At 46.7% G+C, this 24,875-nt stretch carries 23 protein-coding genes and 1 other annotated feature; of the genes, 22 read left to right on the forward strand and 1 reads right to left on the reverse strand.

Features of this window, described 5'->3' with window-relative positions:
- The first annotated feature begins 61 nt into the window (after positions 1-61).
- The 18 genes from mutM to I6E26_RS07445 all read left to right on the forward strand — a co-directional run bounded on the left by mutM (position 62) and on the right by I6E26_RS07445 (position 16,364).
- Entirely contained in the window at positions 62-907 is an 846-nt protein-coding gene (gene mutM / locus I6E26_RS07360; protein WP_328228049.1) for a bifunctional DNA-formamidopyrimidine glycosylase/DNA-(apurinic or apyrimidinic site) lyase, read from the forward strand.
- Entirely contained in the window at positions 904-1,500 is a 597-nt protein-coding gene (coaE, locus tag I6E26_RS07365) for a dephospho-CoA kinase (RefSeq protein WP_235321204.1), read from the forward strand. Before mutM ends, coaE begins: the two co-directional genes overlap by 4 nt.
- Positions 1,500-2,135 (forward strand): lytic transglycosylase domain-containing protein, encoded by a 636-nt coding sequence (locus tag I6E26_RS07370; protein WP_235321205.1) that lies wholly within the window; start codon positions 1,500-1,502, stop codon positions 2,133-2,135. Before coaE ends, I6E26_RS07370 begins: the two co-directional genes overlap by 1 nt.
- Positions 2,136-2,163: 28 nt before the next feature.
- Entirely contained in the window at positions 2,164-2,916 is a 753-nt protein-coding gene (locus I6E26_RS07375) for a 3'-5' exonuclease (protein WP_235321206.1), read from the forward strand.
- Positions 2,917-3,338: 422 nt separating this feature from the next.
- Complete coding sequence (locus I6E26_RS07380; protein WP_235321207.1) at positions 3,339-3,536, forward strand: hypothetical protein; 198 nt, start codon at positions 3,339-3,341, stop codon at positions 3,534-3,536.
- A gap of 116 nt (positions 3,537-3,652) precedes the next feature.
- Positions 3,653-3,913 carry a type II toxin-antitoxin system RelB/DinJ family antitoxin gene (locus I6E26_RS07385; protein ID WP_235321208.1) on the forward strand — a complete coding sequence of 87 codons (261 nt, stop codon included), beginning with the start codon at positions 3,653-3,655 and terminating at the stop codon, positions 3,911-3,913.
- Positions 3,910-4,173, forward strand: coding sequence for a Txe/YoeB family addiction module toxin (locus tag I6E26_RS07390; RefSeq protein WP_235321209.1), 264 nt, complete (start codon positions 3,910-3,912; stop codon positions 4,171-4,173). Before I6E26_RS07385 ends, I6E26_RS07390 begins: the two co-directional genes overlap by 4 nt.
- Before the next feature lie 105 nt (positions 4,174-4,278).
- Positions 4,279-4,606: a binding site (T-box leader), on the forward strand.
- A 103-nt stretch (positions 4,607-4,709) separates the two neighbouring features.
- Positions 4,710-5,729: an anthranilate phosphoribosyltransferase gene (trpD, locus tag I6E26_RS07395; protein ID WP_235321210.1), complete on the forward strand. Its 1,020-nt coding sequence runs from the start codon at positions 4,710-4,712 to the stop codon at positions 5,727-5,729.
- Positions 5,726-6,352 (forward strand): phosphoribosylanthranilate isomerase, encoded by a 627-nt coding sequence (locus tag I6E26_RS07400; protein WP_235321211.1) that lies wholly within the window; start codon positions 5,726-5,728, stop codon positions 6,350-6,352. The genes trpD and I6E26_RS07400 overlap by 4 nt, the downstream gene beginning before the upstream one ends.
- Positions 6,349-7,125: an indole-3-glycerol phosphate synthase TrpC gene (gene trpC / locus I6E26_RS07405; RefSeq protein WP_235321212.1), complete on the forward strand. Its 777-nt coding sequence runs from the start codon at positions 6,349-6,351 to the stop codon at positions 7,123-7,125. The genes I6E26_RS07400 and trpC overlap by 4 nt, the downstream gene beginning before the upstream one ends.
- Positions 7,126-7,198: 73 nt before the next feature.
- On the forward strand, positions 7,199-8,395 hold the full coding sequence (gene trpB / locus I6E26_RS07410) for a tryptophan synthase subunit beta (RefSeq protein WP_235321213.1): 1,197 nt from the start codon (positions 7,199-7,201) through the stop codon (positions 8,393-8,395).
- A 2-nt stretch (positions 8,396-8,397) separates the two neighbouring features.
- A complete protein-coding gene (gene trpA, locus I6E26_RS07415; protein ID WP_235321214.1) occupies positions 8,398-9,192 on the forward strand; it encodes a tryptophan synthase subunit alpha in 795 nt (264 codons plus the stop codon).
- A gap of 15 nt (positions 9,193-9,207) precedes the next feature.
- Entirely contained in the window at positions 9,208-10,704 is a 1,497-nt protein-coding gene (trpE, locus tag I6E26_RS07420; protein ID WP_235321215.1) for an anthranilate synthase component I, read from the forward strand.
- On the forward strand, positions 10,685-11,251 hold the full coding sequence (locus I6E26_RS07425) for an anthranilate synthase component II (protein WP_235321227.1): 567 nt from the start codon (positions 10,685-10,687) through the stop codon (positions 11,249-11,251). The genes trpE and I6E26_RS07425 overlap by 20 nt, the downstream gene beginning before the upstream one ends.
- Before the next feature lie 180 nt (positions 11,252-11,431).
- Positions 11,432-11,656, forward strand: coding sequence for a hypothetical protein (locus I6E26_RS07430; protein ID WP_235321216.1), 225 nt, complete (start codon positions 11,432-11,434; stop codon positions 11,654-11,656).
- Positions 11,657-11,960: 304 nt separating this feature from the next.
- Entirely contained in the window at positions 11,961-12,563 is a 603-nt protein-coding gene (locus I6E26_RS07435) for a cytidylate kinase-like family protein (RefSeq protein ID WP_235321217.1), read from the forward strand.
- Between the two features lie 30 nt (positions 12,564-12,593).
- The gene (locus I6E26_RS07440) at positions 12,594-14,015 is read left to right on the forward strand and encodes a glycoside-pentoside-hexuronide (GPH):cation symporter (protein WP_235321218.1); all 1,422 of its coding nucleotides are present in this window, start codon (positions 12,594-12,596) and stop codon (positions 14,013-14,015) included.
- Positions 14,016-14,123: 108 nt separating this feature from the next.
- Entirely contained in the window at positions 14,124-16,364 is a 2,241-nt protein-coding gene (locus I6E26_RS07445; RefSeq protein WP_235321219.1) for an alpha-galactosidase, read from the forward strand.
- A 16-nt stretch (positions 16,365-16,380) separates the two neighbouring features.
- On the opposite strand, the gene I6E26_RS07450 is transcribed toward I6E26_RS07445, so the two are convergent.
- On the reverse strand, positions 16,381-17,232 hold the full coding sequence (locus tag I6E26_RS07450) for an AraC family transcriptional regulator (RefSeq protein ID WP_235321220.1): 852 nt from the start codon (positions 17,230-17,232) through the stop codon (positions 16,381-16,383).
- Between the two features lie 92 nt (positions 17,233-17,324).
- Between I6E26_RS07450 and I6E26_RS07455 the strand changes: the two genes are divergently transcribed.
- The 4 genes from I6E26_RS07455 to galE all read left to right on the forward strand — a co-directional run bounded on the left by I6E26_RS07455 (position 17,325) and on the right by galE (position 24,535).
- Entirely contained in the window at positions 17,325-20,432 is a 3,108-nt protein-coding gene (locus I6E26_RS07455) for a glycoside hydrolase family 2 TIM barrel-domain containing protein (RefSeq protein ID WP_235321221.1), read from the forward strand.
- Positions 20,433-20,456: 24 nt separating this feature from the next.
- A complete protein-coding gene (locus I6E26_RS07460; protein ID WP_235321222.1) occupies positions 20,457-21,734 on the forward strand; it encodes a galactokinase in 1,278 nt (425 codons plus the stop codon).
- A 21-nt stretch (positions 21,735-21,755) separates the two neighbouring features.
- Positions 21,756-23,249 (forward strand): UDP-glucose--hexose-1-phosphate uridylyltransferase, encoded by a 1,494-nt coding sequence (galT, locus tag I6E26_RS07465; RefSeq protein ID WP_235321223.1) that lies wholly within the window; start codon positions 21,756-21,758, stop codon positions 23,247-23,249.
- A 290-nt stretch (positions 23,250-23,539) separates the two neighbouring features.
- Positions 23,540-24,535 (forward strand): UDP-glucose 4-epimerase GalE, encoded by a 996-nt coding sequence (gene galE / locus I6E26_RS07470; RefSeq protein WP_235321224.1) that lies wholly within the window; start codon positions 23,540-23,542, stop codon positions 24,533-24,535.
- Positions 24,536-24,875: the final 340 nt, after the last annotated feature.

The raw sequence follows: 24,875 nt of genomic DNA on the forward strand, positions 1-24,875 counted from the left end.
AGTCGGCTATGATTTGGCGGAGCTATTGATTACAGAGAATGAAAATTGATAGGAGTGGTGAATGATGCCGGAAATGCCGGAAATTGAAACAATCAGACGGTCTCTGGAGCCACATATTCAGGGCCGTAAAATAACATCTGTGGAGGTATTGCTGCCTAGGCAGATTAAATGGCCTGAGCCAGAGAGCTTTGTGGCTAGAATCCTGCAAACTACCATTGCAGGTCTGGATAGGAGAGGTAAATATCTGCTTTTGCAGCTGGACAATCAGGTTTCTCTGATATTTCATCTGCGCATGACAGGCCAGCTGGTATATGTTCCCTCTATGGGACAGGATAATAGCCATCACAATAGATTGATTATTCATTTAGATGATGGCTCCAAATTGATTTTTAGTGATACCAGAACCTTTGGCACTCTATATGCTATGCATCAGGATGAGCTGTGGCGGGTTCAGGGCATGGCAGAGCTGGGGCCGGAGCCTTTGTCCCCAGAGTTTACGGTGGCATATCTATCAAAGGCTGCCGAGGGGCGTAAAACCAAAATAAAAAGCTTTCTGCTTGACCAGAGGAAGGTAGGGGGACTGGGGAATATATATGTGGATGAGGCCCTGTTTTTGGCAGGGATTCATCCTCTGCGTCAGGCAGGCAGCCTGACCTTGCCCGAGTTGACCAAATTGCAGTACACAGTAAATCAGGTTATTGCCGAGGGGATTGCTGATGGAGGCACTACCTTTAGAGATTATCGCAATGGCAATGGTGAAAAGGGCAGCCATCAGGAGCATCTTTATGTTTATGGCCGGGATGGCCAGGACTGCCGTATCTGTGGTACTCCTTTGGAAAAAATCAAGGTAGGAGGCCGGGGCACTCGTTTTTGCCCACATTGTCAGCCCTTGGAGGTAGAGTCGTGAAGATTATAGGTTTGACTGGGGGGATTGCCAGTGGCAAATCCACAGTAACCAGCCTGTTAAGACAGCACAATTTGCCTGTACTAGATGCAGATGCCATTGCCTGGGAGCTGGCTCAGCCTGATAGGCCCTTGTGGCAGGCCTATGTAAATCGCTATGGGGAAAAGGTGCTTTTGTCTAACCGTCAGCTGAATCGTCAGGCTGTGGCAGATATTGTCTTTAGTCAGCCAGAGGAAAAAAAGTGGATGGACAGCATGGCGCATCCCATTATCAAGGCAGAAATCCAAAGCCGGCTGGCAGTTTTGCGCCATCAAGGAGCTAAGGCAGCAGTGTTGGATGTACCTCTGCTTTATGAGGCTGGCTGGGATAGTATGGCAGATGAGGTTTGGCTGGTTTATGTCAACAAAGAGAACCAGCTGGCTAGACTGATGAGTCGAAATGGCTATAGCCAGCAGGAGGCATTGAGGCGTATTCAGGTACAAATGCCTTTAGAGGAAAAGAAAAAAATAGCTCAGATCATTATAGATAATAATGGCACTAGTCAGGAGCTGGTGGCCAAGGTCAAGGAATTGCTGAATAAACAGAAGGAATGGTAATGCGATATACGACAGAGGAAAGAAACAGGCGTAAAGAGCAGCTGTTGCAGCGTATGGAAGCCAAAAGGCGGGTTATGGGCTTTGCTGTAGGTATGTGTATTCTGCTGGCAGTAATGATTTCCTATGCTCTGCTGCAGCAGAATGATATTCAGCGACAGTATATTTATCCCTATCATTATAGAGGGGTAATTGAAAAATACAGCCAGCAGTATCAGGTGGATGAATATCTGGTAATTGCTATGGTAAAAACGGAAAGCAAATTCCAGCCAGAGGCGGTATCTGGCTTTGGAGCTATGGGATTGATGCAGCTTATGCCGGAAACCGCCATCTGGATTTCGGGACAGCTGGATGACACAGGGTTTAATTTGGATCAGCTTAAGGAGCCTCAATGCAATATTCGTTATGGTTCTTGGTACTTGGCTTCACTGCAGGAGGAATTTCAAGGTAATGAGGTGTTGATGCTGGCGGCCTATAATGCAGGCCGGGGTAATGTATTGTCCTGGATGAAGCAATATGGCTGGGATTATAGCTTTAATAATCCAGAGGAAATACCCTATAGGGAAACTCAGGAATATGTAAAAAGTGTTTTGGGTAATCGCAATAAATATCAAAAGCTTTACGAAGTACAGGAATAGAATTTGTTAAAGGGAAAGGGGCTTGATTATGCTGGGGAATATTCCGGGGAAGGAAAGAAGAAAATATACGCCGGATTATGTGGTTTATGATTTGGAGACTACAGGTATATCCTGTCAGCGGGATGAGGTTATTGAAATCTCTGCTATTAGGGTAAGAGGGGGGCATCCAGTGTCTACCTTTACTCAGCTGGTAAATCCAGGTCGGCCGATACCCTATGGAGCCAGCAGTGTCAATCATATTTATGATAATATGGTGGCGGACAAGCCAGGCTTTCCTCAGGTGCTGGGGGAATTTTTGGATTTTATAGGCGATGATGTGCTGGTAGGCCACAATATCAAGCGGTTTGATATGAATTTTATCTATCGGGATTGTCAGCGGTATTTTGGGCAGACTATTGATAATGACTATATTGATACACTTAATATGGCCAAGCAATGTTTTCCAGCTTGGAAGCATCGGCGGTTGGAGAATCTGGCAGAGTATTATGGCATTTCCACCCAGGGAGCACATCGAGCTTTGCAGGATTGCCATATGAACCAGCAGGTTTTTGAGCTAATGGCTCAGGATATAGCTAAGGCTGCCAACAATGGGGGCGGGGTGCATCAGCTGGGAAATTTGAATTTTGGCCAGACGAGAGCAATGCAGGGAAATTCCTCTCCCCAGGGAGAGAATCGCTATTGTCCTCGCTGTCATAGCACACTCAAAAAACGAAAAGGCAGATTCGGATACTTCTGGGGCTGCAGTGGGTTTCCCAATTGCCGCTATACAGAGAATGTGTAGCAGTGCATTCGCTGGAGCAGTAAATTCTGATTTGCCGAATACATTAATTATCTATACACTTCTCGTAGGCATGGCATATACCCTTACAGGCACGCTCTTGCTATATTGATGTGCAAAACTATCCCCTATTAATGGCGATATGGGAGTACCCTTACAGGCACGCTCTCGCTACTTTTCTCGCCTAGCGGTACTAAAGCTCTCATGAGGCAATTCGTGGCTGACGCCCCGAAAGCTCATGAATCGCTAAGTACCGAGGCGCGAAGAGTACCTGTGCAGGGTACTCCCATACCGCTCATTAGTGTATTCATTGAGTCTTTCCGCTTTGGTACTGTTTGTAATAACCGATTTTCTACAAAGGTAGCAGAATTATAGGGATTGACAATATCGATAAGCCTTGATGATTCGACAACAGCCGGAGGGGCATGACACTTTTGCGTCGGGAGACTCCTGCTTTTGCGCAGCAAAAGTGGCCCGGTGGCACTCTCTATCATTATGGCCTATGTGAATTGGCTCAGCGACAAGCGGTATTAATGCGTCAGGATAAATCCCAAGGTAGGGCCATTAAGTCGGACAGAGCAAAAGTCGTTATGACCGCAGGCTGTATTTCGAGAACCCACTAACATAACGACTTTCATTTCCAATATTTAGGGAGATAGTCAACTCGGCAAATCAGAATTTGTAGAAATATATTGCAAATGTATGACAAATGATATATTATGATGGTGAGGTGATAAATATGGCACAAGCAACATTGACTGCAAGATTAGATCCTATGGACAAGCAAAAATTCGAGACTTTTTGTAATTCAGTAGGTTTAACTGTTTCTGGAGCTATTAATTTATACGTGAAAGCTGTATTAAAAAATTACCGTATCCCTTTTGATATTTCTAGTGATCCGTTTTATAGTGAAGAAAATATGAATGTATTAAGAAAATCAATTGCCCAGGCAGAAAACGGCTATACAGTTAAGCATGACCTATTAGAGGTGTCTGAATGAATTTGCTTTGGACAGAAATTGGTTGGGAAGACTATATCTATTGGCAATCTCAGGATAAAAAGACCTTAAGGCGTATAAATGGCTTAATTAAAGAAATACAAAGAACTCCATTCACTGGAACAGGTAAACCAGAACCTTTGCGACATGAATTTCAGGGATGTTGGAGTAGACGTATTGATGATAAAAATCGTATAGTTTATTCCTGTGAGGGGGATACTGTTACGGTATTTCAATGTCGTACTCATTATGGTAATAAATAGATTTTTGACATTAGCAAGAAAAATTCAAAAAATGTCTTGACAGGCGGGACAATTAGTCGTATTATATAAACCATCAAAAGGAGCGTAGCTCCTGCTAATCAAATACTCAAACCATTGAATGGGAAATAGTAGCTGATTTTGCTTATCTTCAGCGAGCCGGTGCCGTGAAAGCGGGTAGGTGTGATGACCGGTGGTAAGGTTTTAGTGAATGGTCCCAGGAGGGTTCACCCAAATCCCTTGTGGAAAGTAGGCTGAAACGGTTGCTCCCGTTACAGAGCTGAGGTATCGGAGGATAACTCCCGTACCAAGAGGATATTATATCGAGTGGCACGAACATTTCGTCTCGTTAGAGGTGGATGTTCGTTTTTTGTTTATATAGCCATTGGATAGATATTGAAATTGGGTGGCACAGCGGAACCATTTCGCCCCATGTACAATCTACACAGTCAAATGTAGGTTGTACACGGAGTGAAATGGTTTTTTATTTTGAGTAAATCCAGAAGGTCCAAAGCAGCAAGAAGAAAGGAAGATGCCTTATGTTGAAGCAGTATATAGAAAAAATTATCAGTGGTCAGAATCTCACTCAGCAGGAAGCCGGAGAGGCTATGGACATTATTCTTACCGGTCAGGCCAATGATAGTCAGCTAGCCAGCTTCCTATCTGTCCTGAAAATGAAAGGGGAGTCTTTAGACGAAATTGCAGGCTTTGCCAAAACCCTGATAAGTCATGCCGACCATGTACCTCACAGCAAGCCTGTTATGTGCAACTGTGGCACTGGTGGAGATACCAAGAATACCTTCAACATTTCCACCACTGCAGCCTTTGTGCTGGCAGCCGGCGGTGTAACCGTAGCCAAGCATGGCAATCGTGGAGTATCCAGTGCCAGCGGCAGTTCCGATGTACTGGGAGAGCTGGGAGTGAGATACAATCTTACCCCTGAAAATGCTGGCAAAATCATTGATGATATTGGCGTAGCCTTCCTTTTTGCACCAGCCTTTAACAAGGCCATGAAATACGTAGCCAAAACCCGTCAGGAGCTGGGCTATAGAACAGTATTCAATCTGTTGGGGCCTATTATCAATCCAGCAGGTCTTGATTACCAGATGGTAGGAATTTACGATAAAAACCTTACAGAGCTGATTGCTGGCGTGCTAAAGGAAATCGGTGTGAAGCATGCTCTGGTTATTGCCTCTGAGGATGGCATGGATGAAATCTCCACCAATGCACCCACTAAGGTTAGCGAGCTAAAGGATGGAACAGTTCGTACCTACGAAATCAATCCAGCAGATTATGGCTTCCAGCCTGGCAGCATGGCAGATTATGCAGGCGGTACACCAGCAGAAAATGCGGCAATCACCCTGCGGATTCTCCAAGGTCAGGAGCAGGGCCCCAAGCGGGATATTGTTCTTCTCAATGCAGGTGCGGCCCTTTATGCTGGCAACAAGGCAGAATCAATTGAGGCAGGCATTCAGCTGGCTCAGAATATGATTGACAGTGGCAAGGCATTGCAAAAGCTGCAGCAGCTGGTGGCAGAAACTCAGGAGCTGGGAGCATGATTATAAAAATATGCGGTATCCGGGATATAGCCACCGCCCAGGCTGTGGTCGCAGGGGCCGATATGATGGGCTTTATTATGAGCAGTAGATACTGGCGGTACACAGAGCCAGCTACAGTCAAGGCCATTTGCCAACAAGTGAAGCCATGTCAAAAGGTGGGAGTTTTTGTAGATGAGCCTGCCTCTCAGGTGGCAGAGCTGGCCAGAGAATGTCATTTGGATATGGTACAGCTCCACGGACACGAAACCGTAGAATACGGTAAGGAGCTAAAAAAACTGTTAGCCCATAGCCATATAGGCATTATCAAAGCCTTTCGTTATGGTGATGATTTTACCCCAGAGCTGGCCAACAGCTATCCCGCAGATATGGTGCTTGTAGACAGCTACAGCAGGAACACCGAAGGGGGCAGCGGCGTCGCCTTTGCCTGGACACAGGCGACGGACTCCATCCAACAGGTTAGGAAGCCATACCTGATTGCCGGAGGTATTACCAAGGATAATATACAGGAAGCAGAGAGAATTTTTCATCCCTATGGCTTGGATGTATCCAGCGCTCTAGAGGTAAATAAAAAGAAGAGTCCCGAATTGATTAGAGAATTTTTGACAAAGGCAGGTAAGCTATGAGAGATATATTGGCAGAAATAGTAGAAGCCAAAAAGGACGTGGTGGCCAAGGCTAAGGAACAGCTGCCACTACAACAGGTGAAAAAGCTGGCCAAAGCCCATGTAGGCTGCTTTCCTATGAATTATAGATTCAAGGCAAATGGCTGGGGGCTGATTGCCGAGTGCAAGCTCCAATCCCCCTCCAAGGGAAATTTTGGCCACCATCATACGGTGGCAGAGCTGGCTCAAGTTTACGAAAAAGCCGGGGCTGCCATGCTTTCCGTCCATACAGATGCCCATTTTCTAGGCAGAAATGAGGACATCCCTATGGTAAAGCAGTTGGTATCTATTCCAGTTCTCAGAAAAGAATTTATTATAGATAAATACCAGATATACGAATCTCGGATGCTGGGGGCAGATGCTATTTTGCTTATAGCAAGAATCCTTACCGCCCATCAGCTAAATGAATATCTCCAGCTGGTCTGGAGCCTGGGCATGGATGCTTTGGTGGAGGTACATGATGAGGAGGATATGGCTAAAGCCTTGGCAACTCCTGCCAGATTTATTGGTATCAACAATCGGAATTTGAAATACTTCCAAACCACCATTCAGAATACCTTGGATTTGCTGCCAGTGGCAGATAGAAGCCGGATACTAATCAGCGAAAGCGGTATTCACACCCTAGAGGAAGCCAAAATGCTTCGGGAAGCAGGCTTGCAGGGAATACTGGTAGGAGAGGGCTTGTCCACAGCTCCTGATGTGGAGGCCATGACCAGGGATATGGCTCAGCTTTAGAGACCGCCCAGCATCCACCTGATAAGGAATAATTTAGCATAAATAAGACTTAAAATAGACGGAGGATATTATCATGACAGTAGAGAATAAAAAGGGCAGATTTGGTAAATTCGGCGGACAGTATGTACCAGAAATCGTAATGCCGGTACTGAACCAGCTGGAGGAGGCCTACGAAAAATATAGAAGAGATCCAGAATTCTTGAAAGATTTGCGTAAATACTATGTGGAGTACGCTGGCCGTCCTACCCTTTTGTATTATGCAGATAAGCTCACCAAGTACTACGGTGGAGCCAAAATTTATCTCAAGCGGGAGGATTTGCTTCACACTGGCGCCCACAAGATTAACAATGCTTTGGGACAGGCTCTTTTGGCACAGCGCATGGGCAAGAAGCAGGTAATCGCCGAAACTGGTGCTGGTCAGCATGGTGTGGCCACCGCCACGGTGGCAGCTCTCTTTGGCATGAAATGCAAGGTATTTATGGGAGCTGTGGATATTGAGCGCCAGAAACTGAATGTTTTCCGCATGAAGCTGTTGGGAGCAGAGGTGGTGCCTGTGACCACTGGTACCGGTACCTTGAAGGATGCCACCAGCGAGGCTATCCGCTATTGGGCTGCCCACATTGATGATACCCATTATATTATTGGCTCTGCTGTAGGCCCTCATCCATATCCAACTATGGTAAGAGATTTTCAGTCCGTCATTGGTCAGGAAATCCGCCAGCAGATTCAGCAGGAAACCGGTGGCCGGCTGGATTATATGATAGCCTGTGTAGGTGGCGGCTCCAATGCCATTGGCACTTTTTATGAGTTTAAGGATGATGCTCAGATAAAAAAATTCGGGGTAGAGGCTGCAGGCCGTGGCCCTGCTATAGGAGACAATGCCCAGACCTTGTCCAACCCTAACAGCCGTCCCGGTGTCCTGCACGGTGCCTATAGTTATCTGGCTCAGGATGAAGATGGACAGGTTATCGAGGTTTATTCCATTTCTGCTGGGTTGGATTATCCCGGTGTAGGCCCAGAACATTCCATGTTCCATGAACAGGGCGTTGTGGAATACGTAGGTATTAATGACAAGGAAGCTCTGGATGCTTTCCAGCTTCTGTGCCGTACAGAGGGCATTATTCCAGCTGTGGAAAGCTCTCATGCTCTGGCTTATTTGGAAAAGCTTATGCCTTCTACCAAGCCAGAGGAAGTGGTAGTAGTCACCCTGTCTGGCCGTGGTGACAAGGATGTACAGCAGGTAGCAAAGGTACTGGGAGAGGAGATTTGAAAATGACTGGTGTAGAAAACAAATTTGCAGAATTGAAAAAGGCAGGCAAAAAGGGCCTGATTATCTATATAACCGCAGGTATTCCCGATGCAGATTCCACTGTACAGCTGGTGCTGGAGGCAGAAAAAGCCGGGGCAGATATGGTGGAGCTGGGCATTCCCTTTTCTGATCCTATGGCAGATGGCCCAGTGATTCAAAAGGCTTCCTATGATGCTATCCAAAAGGGCATGAATTTGCACCGTGTGCTGGATATTGTCAGGGAGATTCGCAAGAAGTCCCAGATTCCTTTGGTGGGTATGGGCTATATTAACATCATGCTGAATTATGGCTTTGCCAAACTGGCTCAGGATGCCAAGGAAGCTGGTCTGGATGGCTTTATTATTCCTGATGTGCCCCATGAGGAATCTGGAGAACTAAAAAAGGCCTGCCGTGACAATAACCTCCATTTGGTGGAATTTGTTACTCCAGGCACCACAGACCAGCGGATTGGGGAAACCTGCAGCACTGCTGATGGCTTTATTTATTGCGTATCCATTAACGGAGTTACCGGTGTGCGGAAGATAGATTACAGCCCTATTAACAGGGTTATCAGTCATGTGAAGAAACAGACTGCCACTCCTTGCGCTGTAGGCTTTGGCATTGGTACCCCAGAGGCGGCTGTGGAGGCAGCAGCAGAGGCAGATGCCGTTATTGTAGGCTCAGCTGTAGTGAAAAATATTTTGGAGGGAGCTGATCAGGAGGCTATGAAGCTGATTGCCTCCATGCGTCAGGCCTTGGATAATAGCTATCACAAATAAAGGGAGGGAAAGGATATGAAGCTGACTCCTACGCGGGAAGAATTTAAAAAGCTGGCTAAGACTGCCAATCTGGTAGCAGTCAGCACTCAGATAGATACGGATTTGGATACCCCGGTTTCCATGTACTACAAGCTGGTAGGGGAGGAAAAGGGATTTTTGCTGGAATCTGTAGACGCTCATCAGAAATTTGGCCGATTTTCCTTTATTGGGGCAGAGCCTTTTATCAATATTCAGATTTACAAGAATCGCTTGATGATTCAGGAAGAGGAGCTGATGAAGGCGCTGGATGGCAGTCCTGTGGAAACCATGAATCAGTATATGCAGAAATTCCGGGCGGTGCTGGGAAATCAGCAGCTGCCTCTGGCCAATGGAGGAGCGGTAGGCTATTTCAATTACGAAGCCTCGGCGGTATTTGACCGGGTGCGGGGCACGCACATAGCTGAGGAGGAGCTTTTGGGCCAGTTTATGATTTGCCGGATTCTCATGGTTTTTGATCAGGAAAAAAATGCCTCTCAGCTGATTTATCTGGCAGAAGTTAAGCAGGAGGAGAATACTGATGAGATTTATGCCAGAGTGGAGCAAAGAATGGAGGCCTTGGCAGCCCAGCTTTACCAGCCTGTATGTACTGGTAATCATGCTGTGCCACCACGGCAGGACAAGCTGGATTTTATGGCTCAATATGGAGAAATGCCAGAGGAATGGGCCAAGACTATTGCCAAATGCAAGGCATATATTAATGCTGGAGATATTTTTCAAGTGGTGCCCTCTCGTCAGTTCCGCAGCAGATTAACCAAGCCAGCCTTTCATTTTTATCGTCGTCTACGGCAGATCAATCCCTCTCCCTATATGTTTTATCTAAATTTTGGCAAAAAGAAATTTGTGGCAGCTTCCCCGGAAATGCTGGTTAAGGTGTCTGGTTCCTATGTTTATACCTATCCTATTGCTGGCACCCGCCGTCGGGGACAGAATGAGGCTGAGGATGCAGCTTTGGAGGCAGAGCTGAAGCAGGATGTTAAGGAATGTGCGGAGCATTCCATGCTGGTGGATTTGGCGCGCAACGATATTGGCCGTATCAGTGAAGCTGGCTCTGTAGAGGTTACCAAGCTGCAGCAGGTGGAGAGGTTCTCCCATGTTATGCATATGGTTTCCGAGGTACGGGGGAAGCTGCAGGAAGGCTATACTCCTATGGATGTGCTAAAGGCCTGCTTCCCTGCTGGTACGGTCAGCGGTGCCCCCAAGTTGAGAGCTATGGAGATTATTCACGAGTTGGAGCCAGTAAAGCGGGGGCCTTATGCCGGCACGGTAGGCTATATGGATTTTGATGGCAATATGGATATGTGCATTACCCTCCGCACCATGTTTATTGATGGGGATATAGGCCATATTCAGTCTGGCGCAGGCATTGTTTATGATTCTCAGGCAGAGTTTGAATACAAGGAAATCCTGCAAAAATCCAAGGCTATGTTTACTGTGGTAGAGGAGGTGGAAAATGATGTTGTTGCTTTTAGATAATTACGACTCCTTTACCTACAATGTTTATCAGCTTTTATCCTCTCTGGAAGCCTCTGTGGAGGTTATTCGCAATGACCAGATAACTGTAGAGGAGATTGCCCGCCGTGGCTACGAAGCTGTGGTTATTTCTCCAGGTCCGGGAGTACCGGCAGAGGCGGGCATTACTGAGGAGCTTATCTCCCAGTTGAAGGGTAAGCTGCCTATATTAGGAATTTGTCTAGGCCATCAGGCCATTGGTGAGGTATTTGGAGGCAAGGTGGTAGGAGCTGGGGAGATTGTTCATGGCAAAACATCTCCTCTACGGCACAATGGTAAAGGTCTTTATGCCGGTCTGCCCCAGAATATTCCCGTAGGCCGGTATCATTCCCTGATTGTGGACAGGGAAAGCCTGCCAGATTGCTTGGAGATTACCTCACAGCTAGATAACGGCATGATTATGGGCCTCCGTCATCGGGAATACGATATTGAAGGCATCCAGTTTCATCCGGAATCCATTTTGACTCCCCAGGGAAAGGTAATGCTGGAAAACTTCTTGAATCGTCTTTGAAAATCTTTTCTCAACAAGAAAACAACCCTCTGTAACAAATGAGTATAATTAAACCATCAAAGCGAAATGTTATGCTCAGCAATCAACCCCAAAAGCTCTGGTACGGGCCAGTAAGTTTCTAGGGTATTGCTAGCTTGCTATGGATGATAAATTGGAAAGTTTGTTATAGGGGGAATTTTTGTGATTTTTGTAATAAATCTCAACGCGTCTGTGGACCAATGGCTTAAATTCGTTAAGAAGCGGGGCACATCGATATACCTGTTAAGGGTTATGTCATACCTTCTACTTTGTGTATTCATTGCACCCTTCTTTCTGACTCCACAGATGGCTTCCGTGTTTAATGAATTGAAGCATGACTGTGACGAGAAGGGTGTACCTGCAGCTACCTGCTCCGGTGCCAATTAGCCTCACAGCCCTATTTTACTTTTGTTAATCAAGGAAAAATACGCAAAATACAACATTTTTCCGTATATACGTAACAGATATGGGTAGCGTGATACAGGAAAAAATATTAAAATCCTATATAGAAACAGCGAAATGATGTAAAACAATAAAGGAAAACCGCTATAAATTCCGTTTATGTCAGATTTTTTAATAAAAAAGCAAATTATTATGACAATTTCTTCACAACAAAAGTGGGGAATAGTAACTATGGCCGGAATTTGTCCAGCGGTGGGGGTAAGAATGCTGTATCAGAGGAGGAAGTATTATGAGTGGAATTCCCGTAATTACCATTAGCCGTCAATATGGTGCCGGTGGCCGTGAGATTGCTGGCCTGGTGGCTGAAAAGCTTGGTATCAAGCTCTATGACCGTCAGATTGTCCATATTGCCGCAGCCAAAATTGGTCTTGATGATCTCAGCGAAAATGATTTGTTAGAGCTGGAGAACTATGTCAAGCCATTGTCCATGAACTTTTTGCCATTCCGTTCCTTTGGCATGAATATGAGCGATTCCAGTCAGAAAATCTTCATGACTGAGTCTGCCGCTATTCGCAAGCTGGCACAGGATGGCCCTTGTGTTATTCTGGGCCGTAGTGCTGACTATGTATTGCGGAAGTTCGAGAACAAATTCTCCATCTTCATTTGTGCAGATGATGAATTCCGTGAGGCCAGAGGCAAGGAAGTCTATGGCGGCAAAACCTTGAAGGAGCTGGACCAGGAGGACAAGAAGCGTGCTCGTTATTACAACTACTATACTGGCCAGAACTGGGGAGAAGGCCAGAACTATGATTTGGTTGTCAATACCAGCCGTGATTCACTGGACAAGATAGCCGATGCTATTATCGACTATATAAAGGTTGTTAAGGGGTAATTATCTAGTAAAAGAGGGGAAGTTAATATTATGTCAAACGGTAAAAATCGTATCTGGCAGCGTATAGCCTATGCCTGCGGTACTTTCGGTCATGACGTGTTCTATGCCATGATTGGTACATATTTCATGATTTTTGTTACCAGTAATCTGTTTAACTCAGATAATCCAACTAACGATGCTTATATGATAGGTATTGTTACCACTATCATTCTGGTATTGAGAATTGCGGAGCTTTTCGTAGATCCATTCATTGGTAATATTATTGATAAAACCAAAACCCGTTGGGGCCGTTTCAAGCCTTGGGTTCTGGGGGGTGCAGTTATCGCAGCTGTTACTTTGGCTATGCTGTTTACCGATTTCGGAGGCTTAACTGTCAGCAATCCAACTCTGTATCTTGTTATCTTTGCCGTTGTATATTTCATCATGGATATTTTCTACTCCGCTAAGGACGTAGCTATCTGGTCCATGATTCCGGCTTTATCCTTTGATTCCCATGAGCGTGAGATTACAGCCACTATTGCTCGTATTGGTTCTGTATTCGGTGGTCAGCTAGTTACTGTTATCGTAATGCCAGTTGTTCTGTATTTCTCCATCAATCAGAATGGCGGTGCCGGTGATCCAACAGGCTGGTTTGCCTTTGCCTGCATTGGCGGTGGTATTGCTACCCTGGGTGCTATTATTCTGGGTCTGGGTACTCACGAGCAGGATAATGCTCTCCGTGAAAACAAGGAAGATACTTCTGCCAAGGATGTGCTGAAGGTTCTTACCAAGAATGACCAGCTCCTTTGGATGGCAATTGCTTATCTGGTTTATGGTATCGGTATCAATATTGTAAACAACTTCAACCTGTATTATTTCATCTATGTAATTGGTGATGCTACCAAGTTCTCTATTCTGGGTGTTATCAACACTGTTATCGGCCTGCTGGCTGTAGCAGCTTTCCCAATTCTCACCACCAAGTTCAGCCGTCGCAAGCTGTTCTTTTCTTCCATTGCTGTTATGGCAGTTGCTCTGGTGATTTATGCTATGAGCGGTACTAATGTTACTTTGGCTCTTATTGGTGCAGGTCTATTTGCTTTGCCACAGCCATTGGTATTCTTGATTGTGCTGATGACCATTACTGACTCTGTAGAGTATGGCCAGCTGAAACTGGGCCATCGTGATGAAGCAGTTTGCCTCTGCGTAAGACCTTTGGTTGATAAGTTCGCCGGCGCTGTTTCTTCTGGTATTATCGGCTTGGCTGCCATCTGGGTAGGCATGACCGGCGGCGCCAGTGCCAGCGGTCTGACTGCTGACAATATGATGCGCTTGCAGATTATCATGTTTGCAGCACCTATCGTATTTATGGCTATAGGTGGTCTTATCTATCGCGCCAAGGTTACCTTGACTGAGCAGGAGCATGCCCGTATTGTTGAGGAACTGGAAGAAAAATGGGAATCCATGAATAAGTAAAAAAATTAGTCCCCCCTTTCGCCACAGACGAGACGGGGGACTAAACAGTATAACTAGGTTGATTACAACCGCCAAAATTAATAATAGGTGAACGACGGGGGTATCTTTATGGCAATTCAGTTTAATGAAAAAACAAAGCAGTTTCATTTGACCAATGGCAATATCAGTTATGTGTTTGAAATCATGCGGAATGGACAGCTTGGACAGCTGTATTTTGGCCAGGCTCTGCCTTTGGAGGGAAATTATTCTCACCTCCAGGACAAGGTGCATTATCGGGCGATGCTAGCTCAGGTTTACGAGAATGAATATAGATTTTCGCTGGAGCAGATAAAGCAGGAATATCCATCCTATGGAACTACAGATTTCCGTGAGGGAGCGGTGGAGGTACTGCAGCAGGATGGCAGCAGGCTTTCTGATTTCTGCTATGTATCCCATGAGATTGTCCCTGGCAAGCCAAAGCTGGAGGGACTGCCTGCTACCTACGTGGAAAAGGATGAGGAAGCAGAAACCCTGCTGGTAAAGCTCATGGATGCCAAGGACGGCATGGAGCTGATTCTGTCCTATACAATTTTTGCTAATTTTGATGCCATTGCCAGAAATGCTTATTTCAAGAACACCGGTGAGGAAGTAGTCAACCTTACCAAGGCTATGAGTCTGAGTCTGGATCTGCCAGATGATGACTATGATATGGTGCAGTTCTCCGGCTGGTGGACTAGGGAAAGACATAAGAAAACTGCTCATTTGCGTCAGGGTATCCAGTCCATTGGCAGTACGAGGGGCCAGTCCAGCCATACCCACAATCCTTTCCTGATTTTGAAGCGTCCTAATACTGATGAAAATCAGGGTGAGGCCATGGGTTTCTCTCTGGTGTACAGCGGTAATTTCCTGGCTCAGGTAGAGGTAGATACCTTTGATACCTCCAGAGTGATGCTGGGTATTCATCCTCAGTCCTTCTGCTGGCAGTTGAAGCCAGGCCAGCATTTCCAGACACCAGAGGCTGTTATGACCTGGTCAGATACAGGCTTGAATGGCATGAGCCATATTTTCCACGAGCTGTACCGCAGCCGTTTGGCTCATGGCGTATGGCGGGACAAGGTTTGTCCTATCCTTATCAACAACTGGGAGGCCACCTACTTTGACTTTGATGAGGACAAGCTGGTAAGGATTGCCAGCAAGGCTCAGGAAGCCGGTGTAGAGCTGTTTGTTCTGGATGATGGCTGGTTCTCCACTCGCCGGGATGATTATCATGGCCTGGGAGATTGGTCACCAAATAAGGAATTGTTGCCAAATGGCATTACCGGCCTTGCCCAGCGCATTAACGACATGGGCATGAAATTCGGCCTGTGGGTGGAGCTGGAAATGGTAAATAAAGATACCCCAATCTACAAGGAACATCCAGATTGGATTATCCATGTGCCAGGCCGTAAGAGCTCTCATGGCCGTAACCAGTACGTGCTGGACTTCTCCCGTCCAGAGGTGGTGGACTACATCCATGACGATATCTACAAGGTCCTCAGCACCGCAGATATTTCCTATATTAAATGGGATATGAACCGCAGTATTACCGAATGTGGATCCGCCGGCTGGCCAGCAGCTCAGCAGGGGGAAATCTTCCATCGCTATATCCTGGGAGTATATGATTTGTACGAAAGATTAACCTCAGAATTCCCCCATATACTCTTTGAATCTTGTGCCTCAGGGGGCGGTCGTTTTGACCCAGGCATGTTCTACTATGCACCTCAGGCCTGGGCAAGTGACGATAGCGATGCCTGCGAGCGTCTCTTCATTCAATATGGCACCAGCTACTGCTATCCGCTGTCCTTTATTGGCTCTCACGTTTCCATTACCCCAAATCACCAGGTATTCAGAAATACCAGCCTGAAATTCCGCGGGGATGTGGCTTACTTCGGCAGCTTCGGCTATGAGCTGGATCTGGGCCGTTTGTCTCCAGAGGAATTTGAGGAGGTCAAGGAACAGATTAAGTTTATGAAAAAGTACCGCCAGCTGATTCAGTATGGCACCTTCTACCGTATCAAGGATCCATTTGCTGGCAATGAAGCAGCCTGGATGGTAGTATCTCCAGACAAGAAGCAGGCCATCTTCGGCTTCTATCGGATGTTGTCCAAGTCCTGCATGCCATTCAGCCTGACCAAGCTGCCGGGACTGGATGAAAATGCTACCTACCATGTCACCATAGACAATGTAGAGGAAATGGGCAGCTTCACCGGTGCCGAGCTGATGCGGGCAGGCTTGGTAACTACTGATGAAGCCTGTGGCGAGCAGAAAACCGAAAAGAAGGTATTCTGTGGGGACTTCTATTCCCGCCTCTTCCTGTTAGAAGCTAAATAATATAGTCAGCAGAGAATCAGATATCTTCCTGAGATTCCTGCCGGCGCATCTTTCGGTAGGCAGAGGGGCTCATGCCCTTCTGCCGCTGAAAGGCTCTGGTATAGGAGTCGCATTTGCTATAACCGCAGGAGTAGACAATGGTTTCAATGGAAAGCTTGGAGGAATCCAGTAGATGACGGGATTTGTTAATCCGGCACTGCTGAATATATTCGTGAGGGGACATACCGGTTTTGGACTTGAAAAGGGTGGTCATATAGCTGCGGTTCAATCGTAGGTAATCCGCTAGTTCCTGTACTGTAAAGGGTTCAGCCAGATGTTTGCGGATATACTCCAAGGCGCTGGTTATATAATCATCGGTTCTGGTCTGAGGCATACTGTCAGTTTGAACCTCTGCCATAACGGCAAAGAACTCATGGAGCAGGGAAAGACGGCGGAAGTTGTTGACCAGCTGGGCATCGTGGTATTTCAGCATGGTGGACACGCATTTGTCCAACTGCTGGCCCTGAGCCTCAGTACAGGAGAAGATAGGATTGTCATGGCTAAGGCCTAGAGAGGACACGATGTTTTCTGCATCACTGCCCATAAAGGCAACCCAGATATAGCTCCAAGGCTCTTCCAAATCGCTTTCATAGCGGATAACCAGCTCCGGCTCAATCAGGAAGCCTTGACCAGCCTGTAGATTGTATACCTTGTTTTCATCATAGAAAGTCTTGAAGGTGCCTTTGCCGGAAAGAATGAAATGAATGAGATAATGAGGCCTCATACCTGGGCCATAGTAATGACCGGGATGGGTATGAGACTTACCAAAGGTGGTAATGGACAGGGCGGTGTCCTGAGCCGTAAGGACAATCTTTTCTGCATCTTCCATATGTATTCCTCCATTCGCTGGCTAACATCATAAACATCATTTTATTTTATCATATTCGGTATAATTTGTTAAATTTGAAGGAGTGTTGAAAAATGAGCGGATTCGAGATAAAAAACCTGGCAAATCCATTATATTTTGAGGAAAATATCCTGCCTCCTCATAGCGACCACAAATATTATGGTTCTGAGGCAGAGCTGGCCAGTGGCTGTTCCTCCTTTAAATATTCCTTAAATGGTCTGTGGCATATTCATGTAGCCCGGAATCTGGCAGAGCGCCCAGAGGGCTTTGAAGCCTCTGACTATGATTGCCGACATTGGGATACCATAGCGGTGCCTGCCCATATTCAGATGGAGGGCTATGGCAAGCCTCATTATACCAATACAACCTATCCATGGGATGGCCATGAGGCCATTGTGCCGGGAGAGCTTCCTCAGGAAAATCCTGTGGCCTCCTATGTAAAGTATTTTACTGTGCCAGAGGGCTGGCAGGATGTGCGGATTTCCTTTCAGGGGGCAGAAACCGCTTTGGCTGTATGGATGAACGGTCATTTTGTAGGCTATAGCGAGGATAGCTTCACCCCATCAGATTTTGATTTGACTCCTTATGTACAGGCTGGGGAAAACAAGCTGGCGGTGCAGGTATTCCGCTTTGCCAGCGGCAGCTGGCTGGAAGATCAGGACTTCTGGCGGTTCAGCGGTTTGTTCCGGGGAGTTTATTTGTACACCGTTCCTCAGATTCATGTAGAGGATATGTTTGTCCATGCTGTACCTACCAAGGCATATGAGTCTGGCCAGCTTTCCTTGGAGATGAAATGGAATACCCCTGAGGAAAAGAAGCTGACGGTAAAGCTCTTTGACAGCAACGGGGAGCTGGTACTGGATGAGTCCAAGGTGGTGCAGGGCCAGGAAAGCACCTACGAAGCAGAGCTGGAGAATATCAAGCTGTGGAGTGCAGAGGAGCCAAACCTCTACAGAATGCTGCTGGTGGTAGAGAATGCTGCAGGCGAGGTGCAGGAGCTGATTCCACAGAATGTGGGCTTCCGTGAGTTCAAGCTGGATGGCAATATTATGAAGCTGAATGGCCAGCGGATTGTGTTCAAGGGCACCAATCGTCATGAATTTGACTGCTATAGCGGTCGGGCCTGTGACCAGAAGCTTATAGAGCAGGATATTATTACCATGAAGCAGAACAATATCAATGCAGTGCGCTGTTCCCATTATCCTAACAGCAGTCTTATCTATGAGCTGTGTGATATTTATGGCCTTTATGTAATAGATGAAACCAATTTGGAAACCCACGGCACCTGGATGAAAAATGGCGGAGATTTCCCTGATGAATATACTTTGCCAGATGGTCATCCTCAGTGGCAGGGAGCTGTGCTCCAGAGAGCAGCCAATATGCTGCAGCGGGACAAGAATCATCCAGCCATTATTATCTGGTCCTGCGGTAATGAATCCTTTGGCGGTGAAACCATCTTCAAGATGCATGAGTATTTCCACAAGGCAGATGCTTCCCGTCTGGTACATTATGAGGGACTTTTCCATGATAGAAGATTCAACGCTTCCAGTGATATGGAAAGCCAGATGTACACCCATGTGGCCGATATCAAGAAATTCCTGGCAGAGCATCGGGACAAGCCTTTTATCTGCTGTGAATATACCCATTCTATGGGCAATTCCAACGGCGGTATGAGCAAATACACCGATTTGACTGAGGAAGATGAGCTGTATCAGGGTGGCTTTATATGGGACTATGTGGATCAGGCTATAGCTGGCAAGGACAGTCATGGTAAGGATGCCCTCTTCTATGGCGGTGATTTTGGGGACAGACCAAGTGACTACAATTTCAGTGGCAATGGTATTGTTTTTGCTGATAGAAGCATTACCCCAAAGATGGAGGAGGTCAAGTTCAACTATCAGAACTTCTCCCTTTATCCAGAAGCCAAGGGAGTAAAGATTGTTAATAAGAGCCTCTTTACCAATACTGACAAATATGCCTTGAAGCTGTCACTCCTGAAGGATGGCCAGCAGGTTTGGGAAATGTCCACCTCTGTGGAGATTACTCCTGGGGAAGAAGCCTTTGTAGATTATCCTTATCCATCCTTTGGAGCTGGGGAATATGCCTTTAATGCAGCTCTGGTGCTAAAGGAGCAGGAAAGCTGGGCACCAGTTGGCCATGAGGTAGCCTTTGGCCAGAATGTGGCCAAAGTTGAAGCAGAAGGCGGTATCAAGGAATGGCTGGCAGGGAATTGTGTTCCAGCTATGCCGGCACAGGCTTTGGCTGGGTGCTCTGCCATGAGAATCTGCAAATCCGATATTAACATCGGTATCTATGGTCATGGCTTCAGCGTTATGTTCTCCAGTGCGGCAGGAAATATTGTTTCCTACAAGTACAATGGGGTAGAGCTTATAGAGGAACAGCCACAGCTGAACTTCTGGCGCGGTCCAGTGGATAATGACCGAGGCAGCAGCCGTCATATTGACTGCGCTCCTTGGAAGCTGGCCAGCCTGTACCGCAGAGTCAAGAGCATTGAGCTGTGGGAAAATGGCCAGTGGCAGAAGGTAGAAAGATTCTTTGGTGCTAATGGCATTGGCAATTATCAGGCGGAGGAGTTCAAAATCCGCTTTAGCTATATTGTGCTGGATAAGCCAGAAACCGTAGTTGCTGTTACTTATACTGTTACCCAGGATGCCACTGTTGCTGTGGAACTGGACTACCAGCAGGTAGATGGCCTGCCAGAACTGCCAGACTTTGGCATGATTTTCACCCTGCCAAGGGAATACAGCCAGATTGCTTATTATGGTCTAGGGGCCAGTGATAATTATGCTGACAGGCAGAATGGTGCCAGATTGGGCATCTTTGCCAGTGATACAGCCAAGGAATTTGCCCCATATCTTAGACCACAGGAATGTGGCAACCATTGCGGTATCCGCTGGTTCAAGGTTATGGACAAGAAGGGCAGAGGCATGGAGCTTTTAGGGGATGTACCTTTTGAGGCCTCTGCACTGCCATTCAATCCACATGAAATCGAAAACGCCCGTCATCCATATGATCTGCCTCAGGTGCATCACACCTATTTGCGGGCATCTGCCGGACAGTCCGGTGTAGGCGGCGATGATACATGGGGTTCTCCAGTATTGGATGAATATACTATGAAGAATATTAGCAGAAAATTTGTCTTTAAGTTTAAGGGAATTTAATTTATTGAAAGCGGGGAAGTAAAAATGAAGAAGGAAGAATTGTTGCAGGGAATCCAGGCAGGTAAATATGATGAAATGATGGTAAAGCTCTATGGTCAGGAGGCTCTGACTGTTCAGAAACAGCGTTACAGCCAGGCTGTAGAAAATTTTGCCACTCTCTATCCTGAGAGAGAAGATATGGAAGTATTTTCTGCTCCAGGCCGTACCGAGGTATGTGGCAACCACACTGACCATCAGCATGGCAAGGTGCTGGCCGCAGCCATCAATCTGGATGCTGTAGCTGTAGTAGGTTTCCATGAGGATGAGGTTATCCGCCTCCATTCCGAAGGCTATCCTGCCATTACTGTAGAGCTGTCTGACCTGGCTATCAACGAGGCTGAGCATGGTACTACCAAGGCTCTGATTCGGGGCATGGCTGCTCAGTTTGCCTACAAGGGTGTGAAGATTGGCGGTTTTGATGCCTATGTTACCTCTGATGTATTAGGCGGCAGCGGTCTTTCTTCTTCTGCAGCCTTCGAGGTGCTGATTGGCACAATTCTGGATATTCATTACAACAAGGGTGCTGTAGGTGCGGTGGATATTGCCAAGATGGGCCAGTTTGCTGAGAACAAGTATTTTGGCAAGAACTGCGGTCTGATGGACCAGATGGTTTCCTCTGTAGGCGGTTTTGTCTTTATTGATTTTGCTGATCCAACCAAGCCTGTTATTGACAAACATGTCTGCGACTTCGCTGCTGCCGGCATCAGCCTGTGCATTACAGATACCAAGGGAAGCCACGCTGATTTGACTGCTGACTATGTTTCTATTCCTGTAGAGATGAAATCCGTAGCAGCTCACTTTGGCAAGGAGGTACTCCATGAGGTGGCAGAGGCTGATTTCTTTGCTGAGATTGATGCGCTCCGTGGCAAGGTAAGCGACAGAGCTATTCTGAGAGCTGCTCATTTCTTTGCTGATGATGCCAGAGTACCACAGGAGGTGGCTGCTCTGGATGCCAAGGACTTCCAGAAGTTCTTTGACCTGGTAAAGGCTTCCGGCAATTCCTCTGCCAAGTGGCTGCAGAATGTTTACTCCATTCAGAAGCCAGAGGAGCAGGGTGTCAACATGGGCCTGATGGTCAGCGAGAAGGTATTGGATGGCAAGGGAGCCAGCCGTGTACATGGCGGTGGTTTTGCTGGTACTATTCAGGCCTTTGTACCAACTGAGCTGGTAGATAAGTATGTGACTGCTATGGAGAACCTTTTTGGTGAGGGAAGCTGCTATAGACTGAATATTCGTCCTCTGGGCGGCGTTCAGGTTATGTAAAAATTGCAAGGGAGTGCTATTATGAATCGCGAGATAAACCGTCTGCTGAATTTTGGGCTTCAGCAGGGCTTGATAAAGGAAGAAGATTATTGCTATGCTGCCAATCGTCTGTTGACTGTGCTGAAAATTGATGAATTTGAGCCTGAGCAGGTGGAGGAAGTTTTGCCTGTGGCAGACGGGATTCTTGACAAGATGCTGGACTATGCAGCAGAAAAGGGCTTGATTGAGAATACAGCCAATGAGCGGGATTTGTTTGATACAGCCATTATGGACTGCCTGATGCCTCGTCCATCTGAGGTAATTGCAGGCTTCAAGGCTGATTATGCCCAGTCCCCAGAGCTGGCTACGGACAATTACTACAAGTTGAGTATTGCTTCCAACTATATTCGCAAGAGCCGTATTGACAAGAATGTTATCTGGAAAACAGCTACTGAGTACGGAGATTTGGATATTACCATTAATCTGTCCAAGCCTGAGAAGGATCCACGGGACATTGCCAAGGCCAAGCTGATGAAATCATCCAGCTATCCCAAGTGCCTGCTTTGCCGGGAAAACGAGGGCTATGCTGGCCGGGCCAATCATCCAGCCCGTCAGACTCATCGCCTGATTCCTTTGGATTTACACGGCAAAAGCTGGTTCCTGCAGTACTCCCCATATACCTATTACAATGAGCACTGCATTATCCTCAACGGTGAGCATGTGCCTATGAAGATTTCCCGCACTACCTTTGAGAATCTTACCCAGTTTGTTACCATCTTCCCACATTATATTGCTGGCTCCAATGCAGATTTGCCAATTGTAGGAGGCTCCATTCTGTCCCATGACCATTATCAGGGTGGACGTTATACCTTTGCTATGGCCAAGGCTCCGGTGGAAAAGGAATACAGCTTTGCAGGCTTCCCAGAGGTTCAGGCTGGCCGGGTAAAGTGGCCTATGAGTGCTCTGCGTCTTACCTCTGAGAATCTCCAGCAGTTGATTGATTTGGCTGATAAGATTCTGACCAAGTGGAGAGGCTATAGCGATGAAGCTGTAGGCATCTTGGCAGAAACCAAGGGTGAGCCTCATAACACCATTACCCCAATCTGCCGGAGAGCAGGCAAGGCTTATCAGCTGGATTTAGTATTGCGCAACAATCGCACTGATGAGGAAAATCCTCTAGGTATCTTCCATCCTCATGCCAATGTACATCATATCAAGAAGGAGAATATCGGCTTGATTGAGGTTATGGGTCTGGCTGTACTGCCACCTCGCCTGAAGGAGAATATGGCTCTGATTGCTGAGGCTTGGCTGTCTGGCAAGGAGTCCATTGAGGATAATGAAAAGCTGGCTGTACATGGAGCTTGGTACAAGGAAATCAAGGCCAAGCATCCAGAGGTAAATGCTGATAATGTGGAAAGCATTATCAAGGATGAAATCGGCAAGGTATTTATGCAGGTGCTGACAGATGCAGGAGTATTCAAGAGAGATACAGCCGGCATGGAGGCGTTTGATAGATTTGTGGCAAGTTGCCAATAATCAAGCAACCTTTTCTGGAGTCACCCCATGTACCCTTTCAGGCACGCTCTCGCTATTTTTCTCGCCTAGCGGTACTAAAGCTCTCATGAGGCAATTCGTGGCTAACGCCCCGAAAGCTCATGAATCGCTAAGTACCGAGGCGCGAATAATGCCTGTACAGGGTACATGTGCTGACTCTGCGAGCACGTTCGTACTAAATATGCCTGCAATAGCATATAGCATGGCTTTAGGTTGAGAAGCACACAGTATTATGCTTACTTGCACATGATTATACATAGGAGGAAAGAAAGATGGCAGTTTTGGTTTGTGGTGGAGCTGGTTATATTGGCTCTCATACAGTTTATACTTTGATTAATAAGGGTGAGGAGGTTGTGGTTGTAGATAATCTCCAGACTGGTCATATAAAGGCTGTGCACCCAAAGGCAAAGTTCTATGAGGGAGATATTCGTGACGCATCCATTCTGGACAAGATTTTTACTGAGAACAAGATTGACAGCGTGGTGCATTTTGCAGCCAATTCATTGGTGGGTGAATCCGTTACTCAGCCATTGAAGTATTTTAACAACAATGTTTATGGTATGCAGGTACTGCTGGAAGCTATGGTAAGAAACGGTGTGGACAAGATTGTCTTTTCCTCTACGGCTGCTACCTATGGCGAGCCTGAGCGGATTCCTATTATGGAGGATGATCGTACCGAGCCTACCAATCCATATGGTCAGTCCAAGCTGATTATGGAAAAGATGATGAAATGGGTAAGCCAGGCTAATGGTATCCGCTATGTATCCTTGCGTTATTTCAATGCGGCTGGTGCCATGGAGGATGGTTCCATCGGTGAGGATCACAACCCTGAAACTCATTTGATTCCTTTGATTCTGCAGGTGCCACTAGGCAAGCGGGATCATATTACCATCTTCGGCGATGACTATCCAACTCCAGATGGAACCTGTCTGAGAGACTATATCCATGTACTGGATTTGGCAGATGCCCATGTACTGGCTGTAGACTATCTCCGTAAGGGCGGGGATAGCAATATCTTCAATCTGGGCAATGGTCAGGGCTTCTCTGTAAAGGAAATGATTCAGGCAGCCAAGGAAGCTACCGGCGAGGAAATCAAGGTAGAAATGGGTGCCCGCAGAGCCGGGGATCCTGCCCAGCTTATTGCCTCCAGCGAAAAGGCCAGAAAAATACTTGGCTGGAAGCCACGCTTCACCGATGTACACGATGTTATCGGCACCGCTTGGAAATGGCATCAGAACCATCCAAACGGCTATGAGGATAAAAAATAAGTCCAGCTAAAAATTAAAAATATCACACCCTAAAAATGCAAATCCCCTAAAGCAGGTCAGGAAAAGACCGCTTTAGGGGATTTTTGTGCAACTGTATAAGCCACAGCCCTCATCAAGCTAATACGGCAAGGGAGGTTTCTATGGCTGGACTGTGGCTGTATAGTATTTCCACAATCAGGTCGTCTAGTCTGGTGGAGAATCGCTCTAGGGTGGTCTGGAGCTTTACCAGCAGATAGCAGGACACAGCAATGGGAAAAACTGTTTATCATATCACACTGGCGGCAGCCCATGTTTTGACTGTGCTTTAATACTAAAAATTAAAATCGACTAAGGTTTTGCT

The sequence above is a fragment of the Anaerovibrio lipolyticus genome, assembly GCF_021531495.1.
In the GTDB taxonomy this organism is placed as follows: Bacteria; Bacillota; Negativicutes; order Selenomonadales; family Selenomonadaceae; genus Anaerovibrio.